At 71.0% G+C, this 21,507-nt stretch carries 16 protein-coding genes; 1 reads left to right on the top strand and 15 read right to left on the bottom strand.

Annotated elements, in window-relative coordinates:
• Positions 1 to 73: 73 nt before the first annotated feature.
• The 8 genes from gmk to pyrR are packed head-to-tail and all read right to left on the bottom strand — an operon-like array spanning position 74 to position 9,650.
• Positions 74 to 988, bottom strand: a complete 915-nt coding sequence (gene gmk / locus ACIPY5_RS01615) for a guanylate kinase (protein WP_309337474.1) — start codon at positions 986 to 988, stop codon at positions 74 to 76.
• A complete protein-coding gene (pyrF, locus tag ACIPY5_RS01610; RefSeq protein ID WP_400965894.1) occupies positions 981 to 1,835 on the bottom strand; it encodes an orotidine-5'-phosphate decarboxylase in 855 nt (284 codons plus the stop codon). Before pyrF ends, gmk begins: the two co-directional genes overlap by 8 nt.
• Positions 1,832 to 5,119, bottom strand: a complete 3,288-nt coding sequence (gene carB / locus ACIPY5_RS01605; RefSeq protein WP_400965891.1) for a carbamoyl-phosphate synthase large subunit — start codon at positions 5,117 to 5,119, stop codon at positions 1,832 to 1,834. The genes pyrF and carB overlap by 4 nt, the downstream gene beginning before the upstream one ends.
• The gene (gene carA / locus ACIPY5_RS01600) at positions 5,119 to 6,270 is read right to left on the bottom strand and encodes a glutamine-hydrolyzing carbamoyl-phosphate synthase small subunit (protein WP_309337465.1); all 1,152 of its coding nucleotides are present in this window, start codon (positions 6,268 to 6,270) and stop codon (positions 5,119 to 5,121) included. The genes carB and carA overlap by 1 nt, the downstream gene beginning before the upstream one ends.
• The gene (locus ACIPY5_RS01595) at positions 6,267 to 6,806 is read right to left on the bottom strand and encodes a hypothetical protein (protein WP_309337463.1); all 540 of its coding nucleotides are present in this window, start codon (positions 6,804 to 6,806) and stop codon (positions 6,267 to 6,269) included. The genes carA and ACIPY5_RS01595 overlap by 4 nt, the downstream gene beginning before the upstream one ends.
• Positions 6,803 to 8,110, bottom strand: a complete 1,308-nt coding sequence (locus tag ACIPY5_RS01590) for a dihydroorotase (protein WP_400965886.1) — start codon at positions 8,108 to 8,110, stop codon at positions 6,803 to 6,805. Before ACIPY5_RS01590 ends, ACIPY5_RS01595 begins: the two co-directional genes overlap by 4 nt.
• Complete coding sequence (locus tag ACIPY5_RS01585) at positions 8,107 to 9,114, bottom strand: aspartate carbamoyltransferase catalytic subunit (RefSeq protein ID WP_309337457.1); 1,008 nt, start codon at positions 9,112 to 9,114, stop codon at positions 8,107 to 8,109. The genes ACIPY5_RS01590 and ACIPY5_RS01585 overlap by 4 nt, the downstream gene beginning before the upstream one ends.
• Entirely contained in the window at positions 9,111 to 9,650 is a 540-nt protein-coding gene (pyrR, locus tag ACIPY5_RS01580) for a bifunctional pyr operon transcriptional regulator/uracil phosphoribosyltransferase PyrR (protein WP_045273074.1), read from the bottom strand. Before pyrR ends, ACIPY5_RS01585 begins: the two co-directional genes overlap by 4 nt.
• Before the next feature lie 228 nt (positions 9,651 to 9,878).
• Here pyrR and ACIPY5_RS01575 point away from each other — a divergent pair, with 228 nt between their 5' ends.
• Positions 9,879 to 10,817 carry an AraC family transcriptional regulator gene (locus tag ACIPY5_RS01575; RefSeq protein ID WP_400965883.1) on the top strand — a complete coding sequence of 313 codons (939 nt, stop codon included), beginning with the start codon at positions 9,879 to 9,881 and terminating at the stop codon, positions 10,815 to 10,817.
• Here the strand turns inward: ACIPY5_RS01575 and ACIPY5_RS01570 are convergent.
• From ACIPY5_RS01570 to ACIPY5_RS01540, 7 genes are all read right to left on the bottom strand, one after another.
• Entirely contained in the window at positions 10,810 to 11,493 is a 684-nt protein-coding gene (locus tag ACIPY5_RS01570; protein ID WP_400965880.1) for an ABC transporter ATP-binding protein, read from the bottom strand. The genes ACIPY5_RS01575 and ACIPY5_RS01570 overlap by 8 nt on opposite strands.
• A gap of 1 nt (position 11,494) precedes the next feature.
• Entirely contained in the window at positions 11,495 to 13,177 is a 1,683-nt protein-coding gene (locus tag ACIPY5_RS01565; RefSeq protein WP_400965878.1) for an ATP-binding cassette domain-containing protein, read from the bottom strand.
• On the bottom strand, positions 13,174 to 14,406 hold the full coding sequence (locus ACIPY5_RS01560) for an ABC transporter substrate-binding protein (protein WP_400965875.1): 1,233 nt from the start codon (positions 14,404 to 14,406) through the stop codon (positions 13,174 to 13,176). The genes ACIPY5_RS01565 and ACIPY5_RS01560 overlap by 4 nt, the downstream gene beginning before the upstream one ends.
• Positions 14,367 to 15,245 carry a branched-chain amino acid ABC transporter permease gene (locus ACIPY5_RS01555; RefSeq protein ID WP_400965871.1) on the bottom strand — a complete coding sequence of 293 codons (879 nt, stop codon included), beginning with the start codon at positions 15,243 to 15,245 and terminating at the stop codon, positions 14,367 to 14,369. Before ACIPY5_RS01555 ends, ACIPY5_RS01560 begins: the two co-directional genes overlap by 40 nt.
• 4 nt (positions 15,246 to 15,249) lie before the next feature.
• Positions 15,250 to 16,665, bottom strand: a complete 1,416-nt coding sequence (locus ACIPY5_RS01550; protein WP_400965868.1) for an amidase — start codon at positions 16,663 to 16,665, stop codon at positions 15,250 to 15,252.
• Between the two features lie 183 nt (positions 16,666 to 16,848).
• Entirely contained in the window at positions 16,849 to 18,429 is a 1,581-nt protein-coding gene (locus ACIPY5_RS01545) for a Rieske 2Fe-2S domain-containing protein (protein WP_400965865.1), read from the bottom strand.
• Positions 18,430 to 18,541: 112 nt separating this feature from the next.
• Positions 18,542 to 21,490, bottom strand: a complete 2,949-nt coding sequence (locus ACIPY5_RS01540; protein WP_400965862.1) for a DEAD/DEAH box helicase — start codon at positions 21,488 to 21,490, stop codon at positions 18,542 to 18,544.
• Positions 21,491 to 21,507: the final 17 nt, after the last annotated feature.

Raw genomic sequence — 21,507 nt, 5'->3', positions numbered from 1 at the left:
TCGGCGACGCGTGTCGCGAAGAATTCGGGCGTGCGCCCCGGCCCTCGGACCGGCCCAGGACCGGTGAGAGCGGTCAGCGCGCAGACGCCGAGGACAATTCTACGACCTCTCGAGCGGCGGTGGCGACGTCCTCGTTCACGACCCTGTGATCGAACTCGGACTGAGAGGCCAGTTCGACCTTGGCGGTGCGCAGGCGCCTGGCCCGCTCCTCCGCGTCCTCGGTGCCCCGGCCGACCAGCCGCTGCACGAGCTCGTCCCAGGACGGAGGCAGCAGGAACACGAGGTTCGCGGAGGGATCCGCGGCCCGCACCTGCCTGGCGCCCTGCAGGTCGATCTCCAGCAGCACGGTCTTGCCCTCGGCCAGGGCCGCATCGATGGGACCCCGCGGGGTGCCGTAGCGGAATCGGTTGTGCACGGTCGCGTGCTCGAGCAGCTCGCCCGCCGCGATCATGCGGTCGAACTCGGCGTCGTCGACGAAGAAGTAGTGCACGCCGTCCTGCTCCCCCGGACGCGGTGCGCGCGTGGTCGCGGAGACGGACAGGTGGATCTCGGGGTGGTTCTCGCGGATGTGCGCGGCGACCGTGCCCTTGCCGACCGCGGTCGGCCCCGCCAGCACGAGCAGGCGGCTGCGGCCCTCGCGGGGGGCGGGCTGCGGGAACCGGGAGTCGACCCACTGGCGCAGCGCCAGCTGCTGGCGGGATCCGAGGCCTCCGAGCCTCTTGACCGGCGAGATCTGCAGCTCGGCGAGGATGCGATCGCGCTTGCCGGCGCCGATCGCCGGGAGGGCGGTGAGGAAGTCCGGCACGCGCAGCGTTCCCGCCGTCGACAGCGGATCGGCCGCGGCCGCGGCCAGCACCTCCTGCGGGGCGATCACCCGCATGGTCAGATCGCGCTTCAGCGACGCCCGCGCGCGGCGGCGCTCGACCGCTCGGCGAGCGGCGGCGACGCGATCGACCTCGGGGACTGCGCGCCCTGCCGGTTCAACCACCCATGACCTCCTGGTAGCGCGCGGCGCGCTCTTCGATCGTCGCTGCGATCCGGTCCGGACCAGCGGACAGGATGCTCCGGCTTTCGGAAGCCAGGACGTTACCTGCCAGCGTACCGAATCTCGCACGCAGATCCGCGGGTGTCGCCCCCTGCGCGCCGAATCCGGGTGCGAGCAGCGGCACCGTGCGCAGCGTGTCGTCGTCCAGGGCGAACCCGCTCCGATCGATGGTCGCGCCGATCACCAGGCCGACGGATCCGAGCCCGCCCTCCGGAGCGTCGTAGGCGGTCACGTCCCGGGTGATGCGCAGCGCCACGGTCTCCCCCGGCGCCGTGGCGAGCGACGGGGGGACGAGCGCCTGCTGTACGGGAGCGCCCTCCGGGTTGCTCGTTGCGGCGAGCACGAAGACGCCCTTCCCCGCGGGAAGAGAACGCGTGATCGCCTCGGCGAGCGATCCGCCGCCGAGATAGGGGCTGATCGTGAGCGCATCGGCCTCGAGCGGCGCACCCGGCTCGAGCCACGCCTGCGCGTAGCCGGCCATGGTGGTGCCGATGTCGCCGCGCTTCGCGTCGGCGACGACGAGGAGCCCCGCCGCGCGTGCCGCCGACATCACGTCCTCGAGCGCCGCGAACCCGCGGGACCCGAAACGCTCGAAGAACGACACCTGCGGCTTGACCACACCCACGCGCCCCGCGGCGGCCTCGACCGTGGTGAGCCCGAAGGAGCGGACGCCCTCGGCCGTCTGGGGCAGGCCCCAGGCGTCCAGCAGCGCCTCGTGCGGGTCGATGCCCACGCACAGCGGGCCGCGCGCGTCGAGCGCCCGGCGCAGCCGTGCTCCGAAGGACGTCACGCGCGTGCCAGCCGGTCCTGGGCGTACTCCTGGAGGCTGCGCACCTCGAAGCCCTTGTCCGCCGCGTCCATTCCGCTCACCGCGGCGCCGAGCGTCGCGATCGTGGTGAACAGCGCCTTGTCCGCGGCGACCGCCGCCGCGCGGATCTCGTAGCCGTCGGCGCGCGCCGCGCCGCCGGACGGCGTGTTCACGATGATGTCGATCGCGCCCTGGTCGATCAGGTCGACGATGTTCGTCTCGCCGTTGGCCTGGGTCTCGCTGTACTTCTCCACGACGGTCACCGGGATGCCGTTGCGGGAGAGGATCTCCGCGGTGCCGGTCGTCGCCACGATCGTGAAGCCGAGCTGGTGCAGCCGGTGCGCCGGCAGGATGACGGCGCGCTTGTCGGCGTCGGCGACCGAGATGAACACGGTGCCGGAGGTCGGCGTTCCGCCGTAGGCCGCGGCCTGACTCTTCGCGAACGCGGTCGGGAAGTCGCGGTCGATGCCCATGACCTCACCGGTCGAGCGCATCTCGGGGCCGAGCACGGAGTCGACGATCCGGCCGTCGGCGGTGCGGAACCGCTTGAAGGGCAGCACGGCCTCCTTGACCGAGACCGGCGAGCCCAGCGGCACGCGCGATCCGTCGTTCTCCGGAAGGAGACCCTCGGCCTTGAGTGCAGCGATCGTGGATCCGGAGAGGATGCGGCTCGCCGCCTTCGCGAGCGGGATCCCCAGCGCCTTCGACACGAAGGGAACGGTGCGGCTCGCGCGCGGGTTCGCCTCGATCACGTAGAGCACGCCGGCGCTGATCGCGAACTGCACGTTCAGCAGACCGCGCACGCCCACGCCCTCGGCGATCGCGAGGGTCGCCTCGCGCACGCGGTCGATGTCGGTCCGTCCGAGCGAGACGGGCGGCAGGGTGCAGCTCGAGTCGCCGGAGTGGATCCCGGCCTCTTCGAGGTGCTCCATGACGCCGCCGATGTAGAGCTCGACCCCGTCGTACAGCGCGTCCACGTCGATCTCGATCGCGTCGTCGAGGAAGCGGTCCACGAGCAGGGGCTTGCCCTCCTCGATGATGACCTCGCCCGCCGTGCGCACGAAGTAGTCGCGCAGCGCGGGGGTGTCGTAGACGATCTCCATGCCGCGGCCGCCGAGCACGAAGCTCGGGCGCACCAGGACCGGGTAGCCGATCTCCTCGGCCACCGCCACCGCGCCGTCCGCGTCGATCGCCGTCCCGTTGCGCGGGGCGACGAGGCCGGCGTCGTCGAGCAGCCGGGAGAACAGCTCGCGCTCCTCGGCGAGGTCGATCGCCTCGGGGCTCGTGCCGAGCACGGTGTAGCCGGCCGCCTCGATGCCCTTCGCGAGACCCAGCGGGGTCTGTCCGCCGAGCTGGCAGACGACGCCGAGGATCTTTCCGCTCTGCGCCTCGGCGTGCAGCACCTCGAGCACGTCCTCGAGCGTCAGCGGCTCGAAGTACAGCCGGTCGGAGGTGTCGTAGTCCGTGGACACGGTCTCCGGGTTGCAGTTGACCATCACGGTCTCGAAGCCGGCGTCGGAGAGCGCGAAGGACGCGTGCACGCACGAGTAGTCGAACTCGACGCCCTGGCCGATGCGGTTCGGCCCGGAGCCGATGATGACGACCTTGGTGCGCTCGGACGGCGTGACCTCGGTCTCGCTGTCGTAGCTCGAGTAGTGGTACGGCGTGAGCGCGGGGAACTCCCCCGCGCAGGTGTCGACGGTCTTGTAGACCGGGCGGATGCCCAGCCCGTGCCGGACGCCCCGCACCTCGGCCTCGGTGAGGCCACGGAGCTCGGCGAACTGCGCGTCGGAGAAGCCGTGGTCCTTGCCGAGCCGGATCGTGTCGGCATCGAGCTCGGGCGCGGTGCGGATCTGCTCGGCGACCTCGTTGATGAGCACCATCTGGTCGATGAACCAGGGGTCGATCGAGGTGGCCTCGAAGGCCTGCTCGATCGTGGCGCCCTTGCGCAGCGCCTGCTGCAGCACGACGATCCGGCCGTCGGTCGGCGTCTTCGAGATCTCGAGGAGCTCTTCGACGCTGCGGTCCTCGGGACCCCAGTGGAACGAGGATCCGCGCTTCTCGAGCGAGCGGAGCGCCTTCTGCAGCGCGGTCGTGTAGTTGCGCCCGATCGCCATCGCCTCGCCGACCGACTTCATGGTCGTCGTGAGCGTGGCGTCGGCGGCCGGGAACTTCTCGAACGCGAACCGCGGCGCCTTGACCACGACGTAGTCGAGCGTGGGCTCGAAGCTCGCCGGGGTCACCCCCGTGATGTCGTTCGGGATCTCGTCCAGGCGGTAGCCGAGGGCGAGCTTCGCCGCGAGCTTCGCGATCGGGAAGCCGGTCGCCTTCGACGCGAGCGCCGAGGAACGGGACACGCGCGGGTTCATCTCGATGACGATGACGCGGCCGTTCTCCGGATTCACGGCGAACTGGATGTTGCAGCCGCCGGTGTCCACGCCGACGGCGCGGATGATGTCGATGCCGATGTCGCGCAGGTTCTGGTACTCGCGATCGGTGAGCGTCAGCGCCGGGGCCACCGTGATCGAGTCGCCGGTGTGCACGCCGACCGGATCCACGTTCTCGATCGAGCAGACGACGACCGTGTTGTCTGCGGTGTCGCGCATGAGCTCGAGCTCGTACTCCTTCCAGCCGAGGATCGACTCCTCCAGGAGCACCTCGGTGGTCGGCGAGTCGTGCAGGCCGGCGCCGCCGATGCGGCGCAGATCCTCCTCGTCGTAGGCGAAACCGGATCCGAGTCCACCCATCGTGAACGAGGGACGCACGACGAGCGGGTAGCCGAGCTTCTCCGCGCCTTCGAGCAGTTCGTCCATCGTGTGGCAGATCACGGACGCGGCGACGTCGGCGCCCGCATCGAGCACGAGCTGCTTGAAGATCTGGCGGTCCTCGCCCTTCTGGATCGCGTCGACCTTGGCGCCGATGAGCTCGACCCCGTACTTCTCCAGGATTCCGCGCTCGTGCAGCGCCATGGCGGCGTTGAGCGCGGTCTGGCCGCCCAGGGTCGGCAGGATCGCGTCCGGCTTCTCCTTGGCGATGATGGTCTCGATGACCTCGGGGGTGATCGGCTCGATGTAGGTCGCGTCCGCGAAGTCCGGGTCGGTCATGATCGTGGCCGGGTTGGAGTTCACGAGGATGACGCGGACGCCGTCCTCGCGCAGCACGCGGCAGGCCTGGGTGCCGGAGTAGTCGAACTCGCAGGCCTGACCGATGACGATCGGGCCGGATCCGATGACGAGGACGGAGTGGATGTCGTCGCGCTTGGGCATTACTTGCTGTCCTTCTGGGAGAGGTGTGCGACGACGGTGTCACGGAATCTGTCGAAGAGGTAGTTGGCGTCGTGCGGGCCGGCGGCGGCCTCGGGGTGGTACTGCACCGAGAACGCCGGGATGTCGAGGGCGCGGAGCCCCTCGACCACCTGGTCGTTGAGGCCGACGTGGCTGACCTCGACCTTGCCGTAGCCGTGCGGGCTGTCGAACGAGCCCTCGATGGGCGCCTCGACCGCGAAGCCGTGGTTGTGCGCGGTGATCTCGACCCGGCCCGTGGCCTTGTCGAGCACCGGCTGGTTGATGCCGCGGTGGCCGAACGTGAGCTTGTAGGTGCCGAGGCCGAGCGCGCGGCCGAACAGCTGGTTGCCGAAGCAGATCCCGAAGTACGGCAGGCCTGCGTCGAGCACCTCGCGGAGCACCGCGACCTGCGCGTCGGACGCGGAGGGGTCGCCGGGGCCGTTCGAGTAGAACACGGCGACCGGATCGATCGCGGCGATGTCGGCGAACGTGGACGCCTGCGGCAGCACGTGCACGTCGAACCCGCGCGCGGCGAGGTTGTCGAGCGTGGACTGCTTGACGCCGAGATCGAGAACCGCGAGGTTGCCGATCCGCTCCCCCGTCGCCGGCGTGAGCTGCGCGGAGTCGACGGAGACCGCGGCCGAGAGGTTCTGGCCGGCCATCTCGGGCGCCTCGGTCACGCGGCGCAGCTGCTCGTCGGCGTCGAGCGCGGCGTCCGCGCCGGAGAAGATGCCGCCGCGCATGGAGCCGGCGGAGCGGATGTGGCGGGTCACCGCGCGCGTGTCGATGCCGCTGATGCCGACGATGCCGTCGCGCACGAGGGTGTCGTCGAGGGACGCATTGGCGCGCCAGTTCGACACCACGCGCGAAGGGTCGCGCACGATGTAGCCGGCGACCCAGATGCGGCGGGACTCGGGGTCCTCGTCGTTCATCCCGGTGTTGCCGATGTGGGGTGCGGTCTGCAGCACGATCTGCCCGGCGTAGGACGGGTCGGTGAGGGTCTCCTGGTAACCGGACATGCCGGTCGCGAAGACGACCTCGCCGAGCGTGGTGCCGCGGGCGCCGTAGGCGCGCCCGACGTGGCGCGTGCCGTCCTCGAGGACGAGCACGGCGGAATCGTGGGGAAGGGTCATGCGGATTCTCCTGTCTCGGAGGCAGCGTCGGGGCGCTGCGAGCTGATGAGTCGCTGGAGGTCGGTGAGCGCCGCACCGGACGCATCGGTGTTGCCGATGTCGCCCGTGATGCGGAGATAGCTGTCGACGACCGTGCCGTCGTCCGTCCGCCAGGCGAGGCGGATGAGGCCGCCGGGCTCGACGACCCGGTCGATCGTGACGGTGGCCCGGTCGGCGACGACCAGCCGGGCCGAGGCGAGGAAGACGGTCGGCGAGCCGTCGAGGCTCAGCGCCGCTCCCCTGTCGGTGATGGTGAGCTCGCCGCGCGCGCGGTAGACGAGGGGACGGACCGCGAGGCGCTCGAGCGAGTGGTCGTGCTTGGTCGTCGCGACGTAGAGCGTCTCGTAGCGCGCCTGCACCTCTGCATGCTCCGGCACGCCGAGCGGCGCGGTGAGGCCGGAGTCCCGGCGCAGCCGCGCACGCCAGGCGAGAACGCCGGCGAGGATCAGCACGATGGCGACTGCGAGGACGACCGATCCGGCGATCTGCTGGTTCACGAGCGCGCTCCCCGGTCGGCGAGCACGCCGTCCTCGAGCGTCGCGTACCCGTTGTGCACGGTCCAGAGCACCTTCCCGGGCAGATCCCGGCCGAGGTACGGCGAGTTCGAGCTCTGGCCGTGCAGGTCCGACTCGGCGAAGACGCCGGCCGCAGCCGCGTCGTAGAGCGTGAACTCGGCCGGCTGCCCCGCCGCGATCGGCGTGCCGTGCCCGGCGAGGGATCCGATCCGCGCGGGGGCGGAGCTCATGACGCGGGCGACATCGGTCCAGTCCAGGAGGCCGGTCTGCACCATGGCCTGGTGCACGACCCGCAGCGCGGACTCGAGCCCGACCATGCCGTTCGCCGCGGCCTGCCATTCGCAGGCCTTCGCCTCGCTGGGATGCGGGGCGTGGTCGGTCGCGACGATGTCGATCGTGCCGTCGGCGAGGCCCTCGCGCACGGCGAGCACGTCCTCCTGGGTGCGCAGCGGCGGGTTGACCTTGAATCGCGCGTCGTAGCCGCGGGCCAGCTCGTCGGTCAGCAGCAGGTGATGAGGGGTGACCTCGGCGGTCACCGCCACACCGCGCTTCTTCGCCCAGCGGATGAGCTCCACGGAGCCGGCGGTGGAGAGGTGGCACACGTGCAGCCGGGATCCGACGTGCTCGGCGAGCAGGATGTCGCGCGCGATGATCGACTCCTCGGCCACGGCCGGCCAGCCCGCGAGGCCGAGTTCGGCCGAGACGGCGCCCTCGTTGAGCTGCGCGCCCTCGGTGAGCCGCGGATCCTGCGCGTGCTGCGCGATCACGCCGTCGAAGGCCTTCACGTACTCGAGCGCGCGGCGCATGATGAGCGGATCCCAGACGCAGAAGCCGTCGTCGCTGAAGACGCGGACGTTGGCGCGCGACGAGGCCATCGCGCCCAGTTCGGCCAGCCGCTCGCCCTTCTGGCCGACGGTGACCGCGCCGATCGGCTGCACGGTGGCGTAGCCGGCCGCCTCGCCGAGCGCGAGCTCCTGCTCGACCACGCCCGCCGAGTCGGCGACCGGCGAGGTGTTGGGCATCGCGAACACGGCGGTGAAACCACCGGCCGCCGCGGCGCGGGTTCCGGACAGGATGGTCTCGCTGGCCTCGTAGCCGGGCTCGCGCAGGTGCGTGTGCAGGTCGACCAGGCCGGGCAGCGCGACCAGGCCGTCGGCGTCGATCGTGCGGGCGCCGGCGGCGGAGAGGCCGGAGCCGACCTCCGCGATACGCCCGTCCTGCACCAGGATGTCCGCGGAATCGGCGCCGAGGATCTTCGCGCCTCGGAAGAGCAGGCTCTCGGTCATCGGTCTCCTCGATTCATCTCGAACTCCTCGGTCGCTGCACTCGTCGCTGTTCTGTCCGGCTCTGGCCGCTCCCCCGCCAGCAGCAGGTACAGCGCCGCCATCCGCACGGACACGCCGTTCGTGACCTGCTCCAGCACGGTGGAGCGGGCGGAATCGGCGGCGTCGGAGGAGATCTCCAGTCCGCGGTTCATCGGACCGGGGTGCATCACGATCGTATCGTCGGGCAGACGCCGCAGCCGCGCCGCGTCGAGACCCCAGCGGCGGGTGTACTCGCGCTCGGAGGGGAAGAACGCCGCGTGCATGCGCTCGAGCTGGATCCGCAGCATCATGACCGCATCCGGCTCCTCGGCCAGCGCCGCGTCGAGGTCGTACAGCACCCGCGCGGGCCAGCCCGTGACGTCCTGCGGGATCAGCGTCGGCGGGGTGACCAGGGTGACCTCGGCGCCGAGCGTCGACAGCAGCCACACGTTGGACCGCGCGACCCGGGAGTGCAGCACGTCTCCGACGATCACGACGCGCACTCCGCGGAGGTCGCGGCCGCGGCTGTCCGCGCCGAAACGGCGCTTGCGGATCGTGTACGCGTCGAGCAGGCCCTGGGTGGGGTGCTCGTGCGTGCCGTCGCCCGCGTTCACGACGCCGGCCGAGATCCAGCCGCTCGTGGCGAGCGTGCGCGGTGCGCCCGATGCGGGATGCCGCACGACGACGGCGTCGGCGCCGATCGCCTCGAGCGTCTGCGCGGTGTCCTTGAGGCTCTCGCCCTTGGAGACGCTGGATCCCTTCGCGGCGAAGTTGATCACGTCGGCGGAGAGGCGCTTGGCGGCGGCCTCGAACGAGATGCGCGTGCGGGTGGAGTCCTCGAAGAAGAGGTTCACCACGGTCTTGCCGCGCAGGGTCGGCAGCTTCTTGACCTCGCGGGACTGGGTGTCCGCCATGTCCTCGGCGATGTCGAGGATGCGCATCGCGTCTTCGCGGGCGAGCGTCCTGGTGTCGAGCAGATGCCTCATTCGTCGCCTCCCTCGATCGAGACGTACTCCTCGCCGTCGTCCTCGCGCAGACGCACGTTGACACGCTCGGCGCGGGACGAGGGGATGTTCTTGCCCACGAAGTCGGGGCGGATCGGCAGCTCGCGGTGTCCGCGGTCGACGAGGATCGCCAGGCGGACCACGGCCGGGCGGCCGATCGACTGCAGCGCGTCGAGTGCGGCGCGGATGCTGCGCCCGGAGAAGAGCACGTCGTCGACGAGCACGACGGTCTTGCCGTCGATGCCGCCCGCGGGGATGTGCGTACGGTGCGGCGACCGCGTCGGGTGCTTGGCGAGGTCATCGCGGAAGAGCGTGACGTCGAGCGATCCGACCGGGACGGCGATCTGGGCGATCTCGGTGATGAGCATCGCGAGGCGCTCGGCGAGCGGGACCCCCCGGGTCGGGATGCCCAGGAGGATCAGATCCTCCGCGCCCCGGTTGGATTCGAGGATCTCATGGGCGATGCGCGTCAAGGCGCGCCTGATGTCGGCTTCCTGCAGCACGATACGTGCGCTCATCTGCCGGCTCCCTTCTCCGCCTCACGGGACGGTGTTAAAGGTTGCTTCCGAGGTATCGCCCCAGTCTACCCGGTCCGGTCATGCGCCCACGACGACGCCGCGCTCCCTGGCCGCATCGGCGAGACGCCGGTCGAAGGTGGCGAGAGTCGCGTCGATCGAATGTCAGGGATCCTGAGATACAGTGATCGGCGACCCGTGCTCCCTCTCGACGAAGAGAAAGGCGGAGCCATGCAGATCACCTCGACCTCGGGCGGAGCGGTCGTGAGCGGCTACCTCGACGATGCGCGGCGCGATCACGTCCCCGGCGACGCCGTGGTCGTCCGCCCGCATCAGGATCCGTATCGCGCACGGTCCTCCTCCTGGGCGCTCGGGCGCCTGCTCGGCTGCGACATCAGGGACGAGGACTCGGTCAGCGTCCGTCCGCTGGCCTTCTCGACCGCGCTCGACGCGCACTTCCTCGGCATCCTCCTCGAGGGTTCGGGGACCTTCGTGCAGAACCGCTCCGAGACGGCCCTGCGCCCCGGCAGCATGGTCCTCTACTCCCGATCGGCGCCGTTCTTCCTCGACCTCGTCGGCCCCTACCGGTATCTGGTGCTGGCCGTCGACGTCGACGCCCTGGGCGCGAGCGAACAGGACCTCTCGGCCGTGGCGGGATCCGCAGCGCTCTCCGACACGACCGCGGCCTGCATCCTGACGGGACTCCTGGCCGGCGTCCCGGAGCGCTGGGGAGCGCTGCCCGCACCGCTGCGGCTCGAACTCGCCGATGTCGCACTGTCGCTCCTCCGCGACTGCGTCAGGGAGGCACGCGGCGAGCGCCCCGTACTCCGCTCGGCGGAGGAGACGGTCTACGACCGGGTCGTGGAGTGGATCGAGGGGCATCTCGCAGACCCCGACCTCAGCCCCGCGCGGATCGCCGAAGCCACCCACATCTCGGTCAGCTATCTGCACCGCGTCTTCCGCCGCACCGGCACCACGGTCGGCGAGCACGTGCTGGCGCGGCGGGTCGAGGGCGTGCGCCGGGAGCTGCAGACCGCGAGCGGCGCGGAGTCGCTGGCCGCCGTGGGACGCCGGTGGGGCTTCCGCGACCCCTCCCGTCTCAGCAAGGTCGTCCGACAGAGGTTCGGACGGAGCCCGCGCGAGCTGCGCGCCGAGGACGCGGTCAGCTGAGCACGAGGAGGCGTCGCAGCTCCTCGAGCACCCCGTCCTCGACGGTCCGGTCCAGCACGATCCTCCCCGCCTCCATCACGAGCACCCGGTCGCAGGACGCCGTCACGAGATCGGGGTTCTGGTCCACGAACAGCACACCGACACCGGAGTCGGCCACCGTGCGGAGCGCCGCGAACGTGCGCGTCACCATCGAGGGCTGCAGTCCGTGGGTGAGCTCGTCGATGCACACGAGCGCGGAGCCGGCGAGGATCGCGCGGGCGATGCCGAGCTGCTGCTGCTGGCCGCCGGACAGCGTCCCGGCCGGCTGCGCCGCCCGCTCGCCGAGCATCGGATAGACCTCGAGCGGATCGATCGCCGGCCGATGCCCGCGTCGGGCGAGCCGGAGGTTCTCGGCGACGGTCAGTGACGGGAACACGCCCCGATCCTCGGGGAGGAAGGCGACACCCGCCGCAGCCGACCGATCGGGGCTCCGCGCCGCGAGGGTCCTTCCTCCCACCTCGACCACGCCGCCGAGACGGTCCACCGTCCCGAAGAGCGCTCCGAGCAGGGTCGACTTCCCCATCCCGTTCCTGCCCAGCAGACCGACGATCTCCCCCGCATCGACCGCGAGGTCGACGCCCTCGACGATCGGAACGCCGTCGTATCCCCCGACGATCCCACGCGCGTGCAGCACCATCTCAGCTCCCCAGGTAGGCCTGGCGCACGGCGTCGTGCGCGACGATCTCGTCCATGGTCCCCGACGCGATGACCGCGCCGTTCGACAGCACCACGACGAGGTCCGCGATCTCCCGGACGATCTCCATGTCGTGCTCGACGACGACCATGCCGCATCCGGTGTCCTCGACGACCCGGCGCAGGCGCTGTGCGAGCGCCCGCGCGTCGGCGTGGGAGAGCCCCGCGGCCGGCTCGTCGAGCAGCACGAGATCGGAGGGACCCCGCAGCACCATGTCGAGTTCGAGGTGCCGCCGCTCGGCCATCGACAACTCGCCGGCGAGCCGGGCGTCGGCCGAAGCATCATCGCCCGATCCCCCGCAGAGCGCGGCGAGCCTGAGGTTGTCCTCGACGGAGAGCGCGGTGAACACGCTCGGCACCTGGAACAGCCGGCCGATGCCGAGCCTGGCGCGTCGGTCGACGCCCAGCAGCGTGACGTCCTCGCCGCGGAGCAGGATGCGGCCCGACGAAGGGCGGAGCAGGCCGGCGATGACGGAGAGGACGGTGGACTTGCCCGCGCCGTTGGGCCCGATCAGCGCCACGCACTGCCCGCTCCGCACGGTGAGCGAGACGTCCTGCAGCACGTCCGACCTCCCGAAGCGCTGATCCACCGCCTCGACCTGCAGCAGCGGCGCGTCCGTGCGCGACGGCGCGCCGGCACGTCTCACCGGACGCGCGGTCGGGACGCGCAGCACCTCCGACCGGCCGAGGAGCAGACGACGCACGCCGCCTGCCACGCCTCCGGGTGCGAACAGGACCACGAGGATGAAGAGCGCGGCCAGCCCGAACACGTACCAGCTCTGCCAGGTGCTCCCGAGGGTCTGCGCGGCGACGGTGAGGAGGACGGCGCCGAGGAACGGCCCGATCAGCGAGCCCTTGCCGCCCACGGCGAGCCAGGTGAGCACGCTCGTCGAGAGCGCCAGGCCCAGCGTGGCGGGAGTGACGAGGCCTGCCACGGGGGCGAAGAGCGCCCCCGCCACCGCCGAGACCGCGGCCGAGACCATGAAGGCCGCGGTCTGCGTGCCGCGCACGCCGATGCCGAGATGCTCCGCCCTGGCCGGGTTCACGAGCACGGCGAGCTGGAACGCGCCGCGCCGGCCCGCGATGAAGAGACGGAACGTGAGCGCCGCCACGAGCACGGCGACCCCGAGCACGAGGTAGTAGGTCGGGACGAGGTCGAGGCGCGGCGCGAGCATGCCGTTGGATCCGCCCGTGACGTCCGGCAGGGATGTCGCGACGCGCTGCAGGAGCTGGCTGATGCCGAGCGTGAAGAGGATGAAGAGCGGCACCGCGGTCTCACCCTTCACCGTCAGCGCGATCTGCGCGATCAGCCCGGCGACTCCGGCGGAGATCACGACGCCGAGCGCCGCGGCCAGCACCCCGGGGACGCCGAGCGAGACGCCGATCGTGAGCGCGTAGGCGCCCAGGCCGAAGAAGGCGGCCTGGCCCACGCTGATGAGTCCGACTCGCCCCCAGGACAGGTCCAGACCATAGGCGAAGAGCCCGTAGACGAGACCGAGGGCGACCACGCTCAGCGCGTAGGGTGCGAGCCCGAACGGCAGCAGGGCGAGCACGGCGACCACGACCGCGAGGATCGTGCCGGGGCGGCGGACGAGACCGCGGATCCCCCGATGGGCGGACGGGGTCACTTGCAGGTCGTCTCGGTGTCGGCGACCATGCCGTGGTCCTTCGTGACCGGATAGGCGCCGTCCGCGCCGATCGTCACGGTCGACATCGTGGCCTGCAGGATGTTGGCGGGCCCTGCGAAGTGCGTTCCCCTGCCGAGCGCGGAATCGAAGCGGAACGAGGCGATCGCGGTGTTGAGGCTCGCGGGAGCCGTGGCCTTGGCGTCGTTCGCAGCCGCCGCGATGAACCGGATCGCGAAGTAGGCGTTCGCGGCGACCTCCGGAATCGGTGCCGGCGAACCGGTCTTCTTGCGGTAGGCCGCGACGAAGGCCTTGCTCTCCTCATCGGCGAAGCCGTCGCTCCAGCGCACCGCGTGCTCGCGGCCCGTCACCTGTTCGGCGACCGCCGGGTAGTAGTCGGCATCGAGCGGCGCGCCCTCGTAGCCCAGCGTGGGCGTCAGCAGCCCGAAGGCCTGCGCCTGCTTGGTGAACACGATGGCATCCGCGCCGACGACCATCGACAGCACGAGATCCGGCGCCGCCGCCTTGAGGCGTCCGATGGTCGACTCGAAGTCGGTCGTGCCGAGGGGGCTGAACTCCTGCGCGACCACGGTCCCGCCCGCCGCCGTCACGATCTTCTCCGCGCTCGCCGCATAGTCCCGCGGGAAGTTGTAGTCGGAGCCGACGATCGCGACGCGTGTGCCGTACTTCGCGAGCAGGTCGGGGACGATCGGGGTGAGCAGCTGACGGGTCGACTCCCCGAAGCCCCAGGCGTAGCGCGAGCAGACCGCGGGGTCGCCGAGGATCGAGGTGGCGAACGGAATCCTGGCGGAGTCGGCGACGGACGCGACCGCCGCCGCGGTGTCGCCCGTGATCGTGCCGAACAGCAGCGAGACGTCGCCGGCCTGCACGTACTTCTTCGCCAGCTGGATCGATGTCGCGGGATCCGAGGCGTCGTCCTCGACCGTGTACTCGATCGGCTTGCCGTTCACCCCGCCCTCGGCGTTGATCTTCTCGACGCCGATCTCGAAGCCGGCCTTGAGAGCGAGCCCGGCCGAGGAGATGTTGCCGGTGGCGGGGACGATCACGCCGACCTTGAGGGGGCCGGCCGCGGCGCTCTGCGCAGGACCGCCGCCGATGCTGCTCCCGCAGCCGGTCAGGAGCAGTGCGCCCGCCGCGAGGAACGCTCCGAGGGCGAGGCGGTTGCGGCGCATCAGACGGCGCGGCCGCGGGGAAGGAATCGGGTGGACCATGTCAGGAGCCTCCTGGTTGTCGGGGTGGAACGAACGGCGACGGCGACGAGCACGACGACGTAGAAGAGGGCGTCCGCGGCGGTGTCGGCGAAGAAGCGGCGCAGCACGACCTGCAGCGCGACGACGAACAGCGCGGCGATGGCGGTTCCCGAGAAGGAACCGGGCCTGGCCAGCAGAAGGACCACGAACGCGGGGATGAGGATCGTGAACCCCATCGACGGGTGGACGCCGAGGAGCGGGCTGTAGAGCCCTCCCGCGAGAACGGCGAGGAGCCCCGCCACGACGAAGGTGAGGGTCCTGGTGCGCGCCGGTGGCGTGCCCAGCAGCGCCGCCATCGTAGGGTTGTCCGCCACGGCGCGCAGGCGGAGGCCCGCCCGCGTTCGATACGCGATCACGAGGACCACCGCGACCGTGACGGCTCCCACGAGACCGGCGACCAGCCGGAACGACGGATACGGGACGCCGAACACGGTCACGATCCCGTCGAACGGCGGCGGGACGGCGCGCGCCGTCGCGCCCCAGACCAGCTCGCACACCTGGCGGAGCACCATCCCGACGCCCCAGGTGACCAGCAGCGAAGCCAGCGGGGATCCCGAGAGGCGGCTCAGCAGGCCGCGCTCGATCAGAACGAGAAGGGGAACCGAGACGGCGAGGCCGATGAGGATCCCCGCCCAGAACGGCAGCCCTGCGGTCGCGACCATCGTGAAGGCGCCGATCGTCGCGAGGTCGCCGACCGCGAGGTTCACGATCCGGCTCACGCCGAACACGAGGGACAGCGACAGCGCGAGCAGCGCGACCAGGCCCAGCTGGCTGAACAGCGAGAGGACGAGTTCGATCATCGGCTCAGTCCTCGAACCCCGCCGGGCGGCGGTGCGCCCACGGCACCGCCTCCTCGAGCGCCGCGGCGAGCCGCAGCAGGACGTCCTCGCACCACGGCCCCGCCACCAGCTGGGCACCGATCGGCAGCCCGTCCGCCGCGACGTGCATCGGCAGCGAGATGGCGGGCAGGCCCGCGAGGTTCACCCAGCTCGTGAAGCTCACCATGCGCCCCTCACGCAGGCGCGACTCCTCGGGATGCTCGTTCGCCTCGGTCACGAGTTCGCCGGCAGGCACGGGGACGGTCGCCATGGTCGGGGTGAGCAGCACGTCGAAGTCCCGCCCGAACTGCGAGACGACGCCGTAGGTCTCGGCCTGGATCAGCATCGCGCTCTGCACGTAGTCGACCGCGCTGGCGCGCCTCGCGCGGCCCATCCGGTGGCGCAGGTACGGCTCCGCGAGCTCCGGCCGGAGGTAGGGCATCGCGGCGACGGACGCGTCCATGATGTGGGTGACGTATCCGAGCACCGCGCGCTCGCTGTAGAACCTGGGCGCCACAGGTGCCACGATGTGTCCCATCGCCTCCAGGAGCGCCGCGGTGAGCGTCGCGGCTGTGGCGCACTCCTCATCGACGGGCAGACCGGTGGGGGCTTCCAGGAGCAGCCCGATCCGGAGCGGCTCCTGCGGCCGCCCGGCCTCGGCGGCGTAGGGCCGTTCCGGGCGCGGCGCGTTGTACATGACGAACGGATCCGGCTCGCTGATCGCGTCGAGGATCACGGCGGCGTCGGCCACGGTGCGGGCCTCCGCGCCCTCGGTCGCCGCGTGCTCCCATCCCGCGACGGCAGAGGGCACTCGCCCGCGCGAGGGCTTGAGTCCGACGAGACCGTTGCTCGACGCCGGCATCCTGATCGAGCCGCCGCCGTCCGAAGCGTGCGTGAAGGGGGCCAGGCCGGCGGCCAGCGCCGCCCCTGCCCCGCCACTGGATCCGGCCGGGGACCGGCTGAGGTCCCAGGGGTTCCGCGCGACGCCGAAGCGCGACGTCTCAGTCACGCTCATGGTGCCCGCCTCGGGTGCATGGCTGCGGCCGAGCAGCACGCAGCCCGCGCGGCGGAGCGCCCCGACGATGAGGTCGTCCTCCGTCCGGATCGCGGTATCCGTGCCGAGGGAGCCGAAGAAGCAGGGCTGACCCGCGGCGGCCGTGAGGTCCTTGATCGGGACCGGGATGCCGTGCAGCGGCCCCAGGGACTCGCCCGCGCGGACCGCACGCTCGGCCTGCCTGGCTTCGGCGAGGGTGGCCTCAGGATCGATCCAGACGATCGCGTTGATCGCAGGGTTCAGGCGGTCGATCCGGTCCAGGTAGAGCTCGGCGATCTCGACCGGACTGACCGCGCCGGCCCTAATCTCGCGGGCGATCTCGGTCGCGGAACTGAAGGCGGTGACCATCGGGTTTCTCTCCGTCCGGGCGGGCCTCGTCGCCTGCCGGATCCCCATGCTAGGGACGGCTCGCCGCGCCGAATGGTCCCCGAGTGGACAGAAGAGGTCCCCGAGTGGACAGCTGCGCCGGACGCGGAAGGAGCCGCCCTCCCGAGGGGAGGACGGCTCCGGAATCGCGTTGCCGGAAGGGGGTCAGACCCCGAGGCGCAGCGCGTCGTCGGTGACGGGATCGATCTGCTTGGCCCGGATCGGGTGACCGCTCGTGGACAGGCACCGGCCCGTCTTCAGGTCCCACTTCCAGTCGTGCATGCTGCAGGTGAGCACGCCCTCCTCGTCGACGGATCCCGTGCGGGTCAGATCGGCGCGCAGGTGCGGGCAGCGGCGCTGCACGATCCAGTCGCCGACCTCGGCGTCCTCGGTCTGGTCGGTCTGCTCCTGATACCAGTTCTCGACGTACTCGATCCTGTCGACGGACAGGCACTTGAGGAAGGTCGTGAGGAACTCGTTAAACTTGCCGCTGCGCCCGACGGAGAACTGCATGGACAGGAAGATCGAGTTCGACCAGTCGATCTCGTGATCGGCGATGTTGGTCGAGACGAGGTCGGCGGGGATCGTGTACCAGTAGATGCACTCCTCCCCCGCGTACTCGCGCACCTTGGCCTTCGGGAAGTCGACCACCATGTCCAGCTCGCCGATGCGGAAGCGGACGTTGCCGCCGACGCCGAGTCGGATCGTGCGGGACTTCTTGAGCAGTGGCTCCCACCACTCCTTGATCGCCGCGAGCATCTCCTCGGGCGGAAGGACCGGAGCACGACGGGCCTCCTCGTCTCGGATCTCCTGCTGGCGGCTGGCACGCTGCTCCTCGAGGTAGTCCCACTTCTCGTCGAAGACGTGGCGCAGCTCGTCCTCCGAGTAGAGGGTCTGCTCGACCGCGACGATCTCGCGGTCCTCGAGGGTCACCACGGTGCCCGGCACGAACAGGTGCCCGTCGTACTGCGGGGCGAGCTCGTTCATGTGCGCGAGGAACTGCTTCTGATCCGTGAAGATCGACTCGCCGTTGCGTCCGATGCCGTTGAAGTCGAACAGCTCGTCGCGGAGGAACATCGGCGGGCCCGCCATCGGGAAGACGTGCGGGGCATCGACCTTCTCGATGTAGTACATCGCGCGCTTGTTCTGCGCCTCGCGCTTGAGACGGGCGAAGTTCTGCTTGGCGTCCAGCGGCAGGTCGTAGACCATGGGCCACCAGATCGCGCCGGACACCTGCGTGAAGTAGGCGTCGGGCTTGCCGAACGTGAGCAGGCGCTCCAGGTCGAGCGGGTGCGAGTCGTTCTGGTTGAGCACCGATCCGGAGCCGTCGTCGACGCTGAGCGAGGAGTCGCCGATCGGTCCATCGCTGGGGGCGCGGAGCGGCGTGATCATGATCTTCAGCTCACCGCGTTCGATGATCTCCCCGGCGGGCGCGTAGGTGATGTTGTCGTAGCCGAAGGCGCGGAGGTCCTTCTCCAGGTCGTCGGTCGGGTACTCGGGCAGAAGCACCTCGATGTCCTTGCGGATGTAGCGCTCGAGCAGCCGGGGGTCGAAGTGGTCGCGGTGCCTGTGCGACACGTAGAGGAAGTCGGCCTCCCGTCCGAGGCGCTCCCAGTCGAGGCCGCGGTTGTCCGGGAACGGGAACCAGGATCCGTAGAAGGACGGCCCGAGCACGGGGTCGCAGATGATGTTCCCGCCGACCGTCTCGATGAACATCCCGGCGTGCCCGAGTCCCGTGATCCGCATGTTTCTCCTCCTGTGTGGACCTGTCGATCCTACCGGGAGCACCCTCATCGGGCCTGGAGACGGCCCGTGCATAACCGGATCGGGTGGTCGCGCGAGCACCGCGCCCCTGGGCTCAGCCGAGCAGCTCGCGGATGTCGTCGGCGGTCAGAGACTGCGCGAAGAGGTCCTCATCGTCGAGCACCGCGGAGAACAGGCGCGCCTTGCGCTGCTGCAGCGCGAGCACCTTCTCCTCGATCGTGCCCTCGGAGATCATCCGGTAGACGAAGACACGGTTCTGCTGCCCGATCCGGTGCGCGCGGTCCGCCGCCTGCGCCTCGGCCGCAGGGTTCCACCAGGGATCCAGCAGGAAGACGTAGTCCGCCTCGGTGAGCGTGAGGCCCGTGCCTCCGGCCTTGAGGCTGAGGAGGAACGCGTCCTGGTCCCCCTCGCGGAACTCCTGCACGACCCTGTCCCGATCCCGCGTCGACCCGTCCAGGTACGACACGCGAAGGCCTGCGCGCCGGAGCCGTTCGGCCGCGAGGCCCAGGAACGAGGTGAACTGGCTGAAGACGAGCGCTCTGTGTCCCTCGGACCGCAGCTCGATCAGCCGTTCCACGAGCTCCTCGAGCTTGCGGGACGCGATGCCCGCGTCATCGGGTTCGATCAGCCCCGGTGCCAGGCTCAGCATGCGCAGCATGGTGAGCGAGCGGAAGACGATGAAACGCTGCCGGTCGAGATCCGGCAGCAGCCCGAGGATCTTCTGCCGCTCGCGCTGCAACACGGTGTCATAGCGGTGCTGGTGCGCGGGAGCGAGCTCGACGCGCAGCACCTGCTCCTGCCGCTCCGGAAGGTCGCGGGCGACGAGCTCCTTGGTGCGACGGATCAGGAACGGGCGGATCCGCCGTCGCAGCAGCTCGATGCGGGAGCGACGGAAGGGCGCGCCCTCGGCGTTCTCCGGCACCTTGCCCTGCTCGATCGGCTGGATGAAGTCCTCGCGGAATCGCCGCGCCGAGGCGAAGAGGCCGGGCGACGTGAGGCTGAGCAGGGCCCACAGCTCCCCCAGGCCGTTCTCCAGCGGCGTGCCGGTCGCGGCGTAGACCGCCCGGGCGTCGAGAGCGGCGACCGCCTGATGCTGCTTGGTCGCGGGGTTCTTCACGTTCTGGGCCTCGTCGAGGACGACGCCCGACCACGGCCGGCGCGCGAACTCCTCCGCATCCAGACGCAGCACGGTGTACGAGGTGATCACGAGATCCGCATCGCCCACGTGCGAGGCGAGGTCGACGCCGTGGGCGTCTCGGGTCCGCCCGGCGACGACGACGCGGAGACCCGGCGCGAACCGCTCGGCCTCGCGCTCCCAGACCGGGAGCACCGAGGTGGGAGCGACCACCAGCCAGGGCGCGGCGTCCTCCGCCGAGGCCTCCCGCGCGTGAGCGATGAGGGTGAGCAGCTGCAGGGTCTTTCCGAGCCCCATGTCATCGGCGAGTATTCCGCCGAGGCTGTGCTGCCACAGTCGTGCGAGCCGTGTGAACCCCTCGCGCTGGTACGGGCGGAGATCGGCGGTGATCGCGGCGGGGAGCGGCACCGGATCCTCGCCGGGGTCGGCGCGCAGCGCCTCGATCGCAGCACGCCAGGTCCGCGCCGGAAGGGTCTCGTCGGCGAGATCCTCGAAGTCCTCCCAGAGCGTCAGGTGCGTGCGCGCGATCCTCGGTCCGGTCTCCCACTCCGCGAGCTCGGCGGCCTCGTCCAGAAGCTCCTTGAGCCGGTCGAAGGCGGGGTGGCGCAGCGAGAACCAGGTGTTGTCGACGAGCTTGAGCTTGCCCTGGCGGAGGGCGAGCGCACGGAACAGCGGCTCGAACGGGATCGTCTTCCCGTCGATCCGCACCAGGAAGCCGAGTTCGAGCCAGTCCGGATCGGTGCTCTCGACCGTGCTGACGGTGATCGCCGGATCGCCGGTGAGCTCCGCGTAGGTGCGCGGCGCTCCGGTCGTCTCTATGGCGATGCCGCGCGCTTCGAGGGCGGGCACCAGGTGCGAGACGAACTCGGCCGCGTCCGCGTCGCGCAGTGCGCCGGCGAGGAGGAACGGCAGTCCTGTGGCCTCGGTCCATGAGGCGAGCACGGACGGGCGCAGCAGTCCTTCCGCCGCAGCGTCGCGGATCCCGGACTCGGCGGCGCGCTCGTCGAGCGGGAAGCGCGCGTATCCCGGGTAGTCCCAGTGCAGCCGGTACGCCACGACGTCGTCGGGGCGGAAGTCGACGACGAGGAGGGGCACGGGTCTCGGCGCGGGGGGCAGCGTGACGCCGCGCCCCGCACGGATGGCGGCCCCGCGCAGGATCGTCGGATATCCGTCCCGGAAGAAGGCCTTCCTGTCGACCGGCGCCACCGTCAGCCCGCCCGGTGCCGCCAGGAGCGCCCGGACGCCGTCCGTCAGCGGCACCTGCCCGAGCACGAGGTCGATCCTCTTGCCGACGACGCGGTGCGCGTAGACGCCGCCGGCCCCCACCGCCCGGGTCGCCGTGGCGGGGAAGGACTCGCCGACGGCGTCTGCGGAGGCGGAGAGGCGGAGCCCGCCGTCGCCGTCCGCGGCGATGTCCACCACGATCCGCAGCTCGTCCGACCACTGCAGCCGGGTGCTGCGTTCCGTCGCGACCAGGGCGATCCCTGCCGCCGACGCCGACTGCAGGTGCGGCCACAGCAGCGGGGACGCGACCGGGTCCAGCAGCAGCCAGTCCCCCGCCGTGCCGGACAGCAGCGAGTCGCGGGAGATGCTCAGCAGGTCGGCGAACCAGCGCGAGTGCGCCGCGTCGTAGCGTGTGCCGGGGCGACGGACCGCGTCCCAGTCGGCATCGGACTGCACCCAGGCGGATCCTGCGTCGTTGCGCCGCAGCGGGCGGACGGCGAGGAACAGCTCGCCCGGATCCTTGACCAGATCCCGCGCGGTCGCGGTGCGCAGCGGCCGCGACGCCCAGTGCCTCGCGTCGGCGCGGTCGCGCCGGCGCAGCTCGACGCCGAGGGCCAGCGGAGCACCGCTCGCCCGGGTGGACGGCAGCAGCACGCGCCAGTCGTCGGCGTCAGCGGAGGTCATGATGATCCATCCTCAGG

Origin of the sequence: Microbacterium sp. NPDC089698 (assembly GCF_044749045.1) — a bacterium.
Lineage (GTDB): Bacteria > Actinomycetota > Actinomycetes > Actinomycetales > Microbacteriaceae > Microbacterium.
The sequence above is the reverse complement of the archived record's forward strand: the minus strand, read 5'-3'. Positions and strand labels throughout refer to the sequence as shown.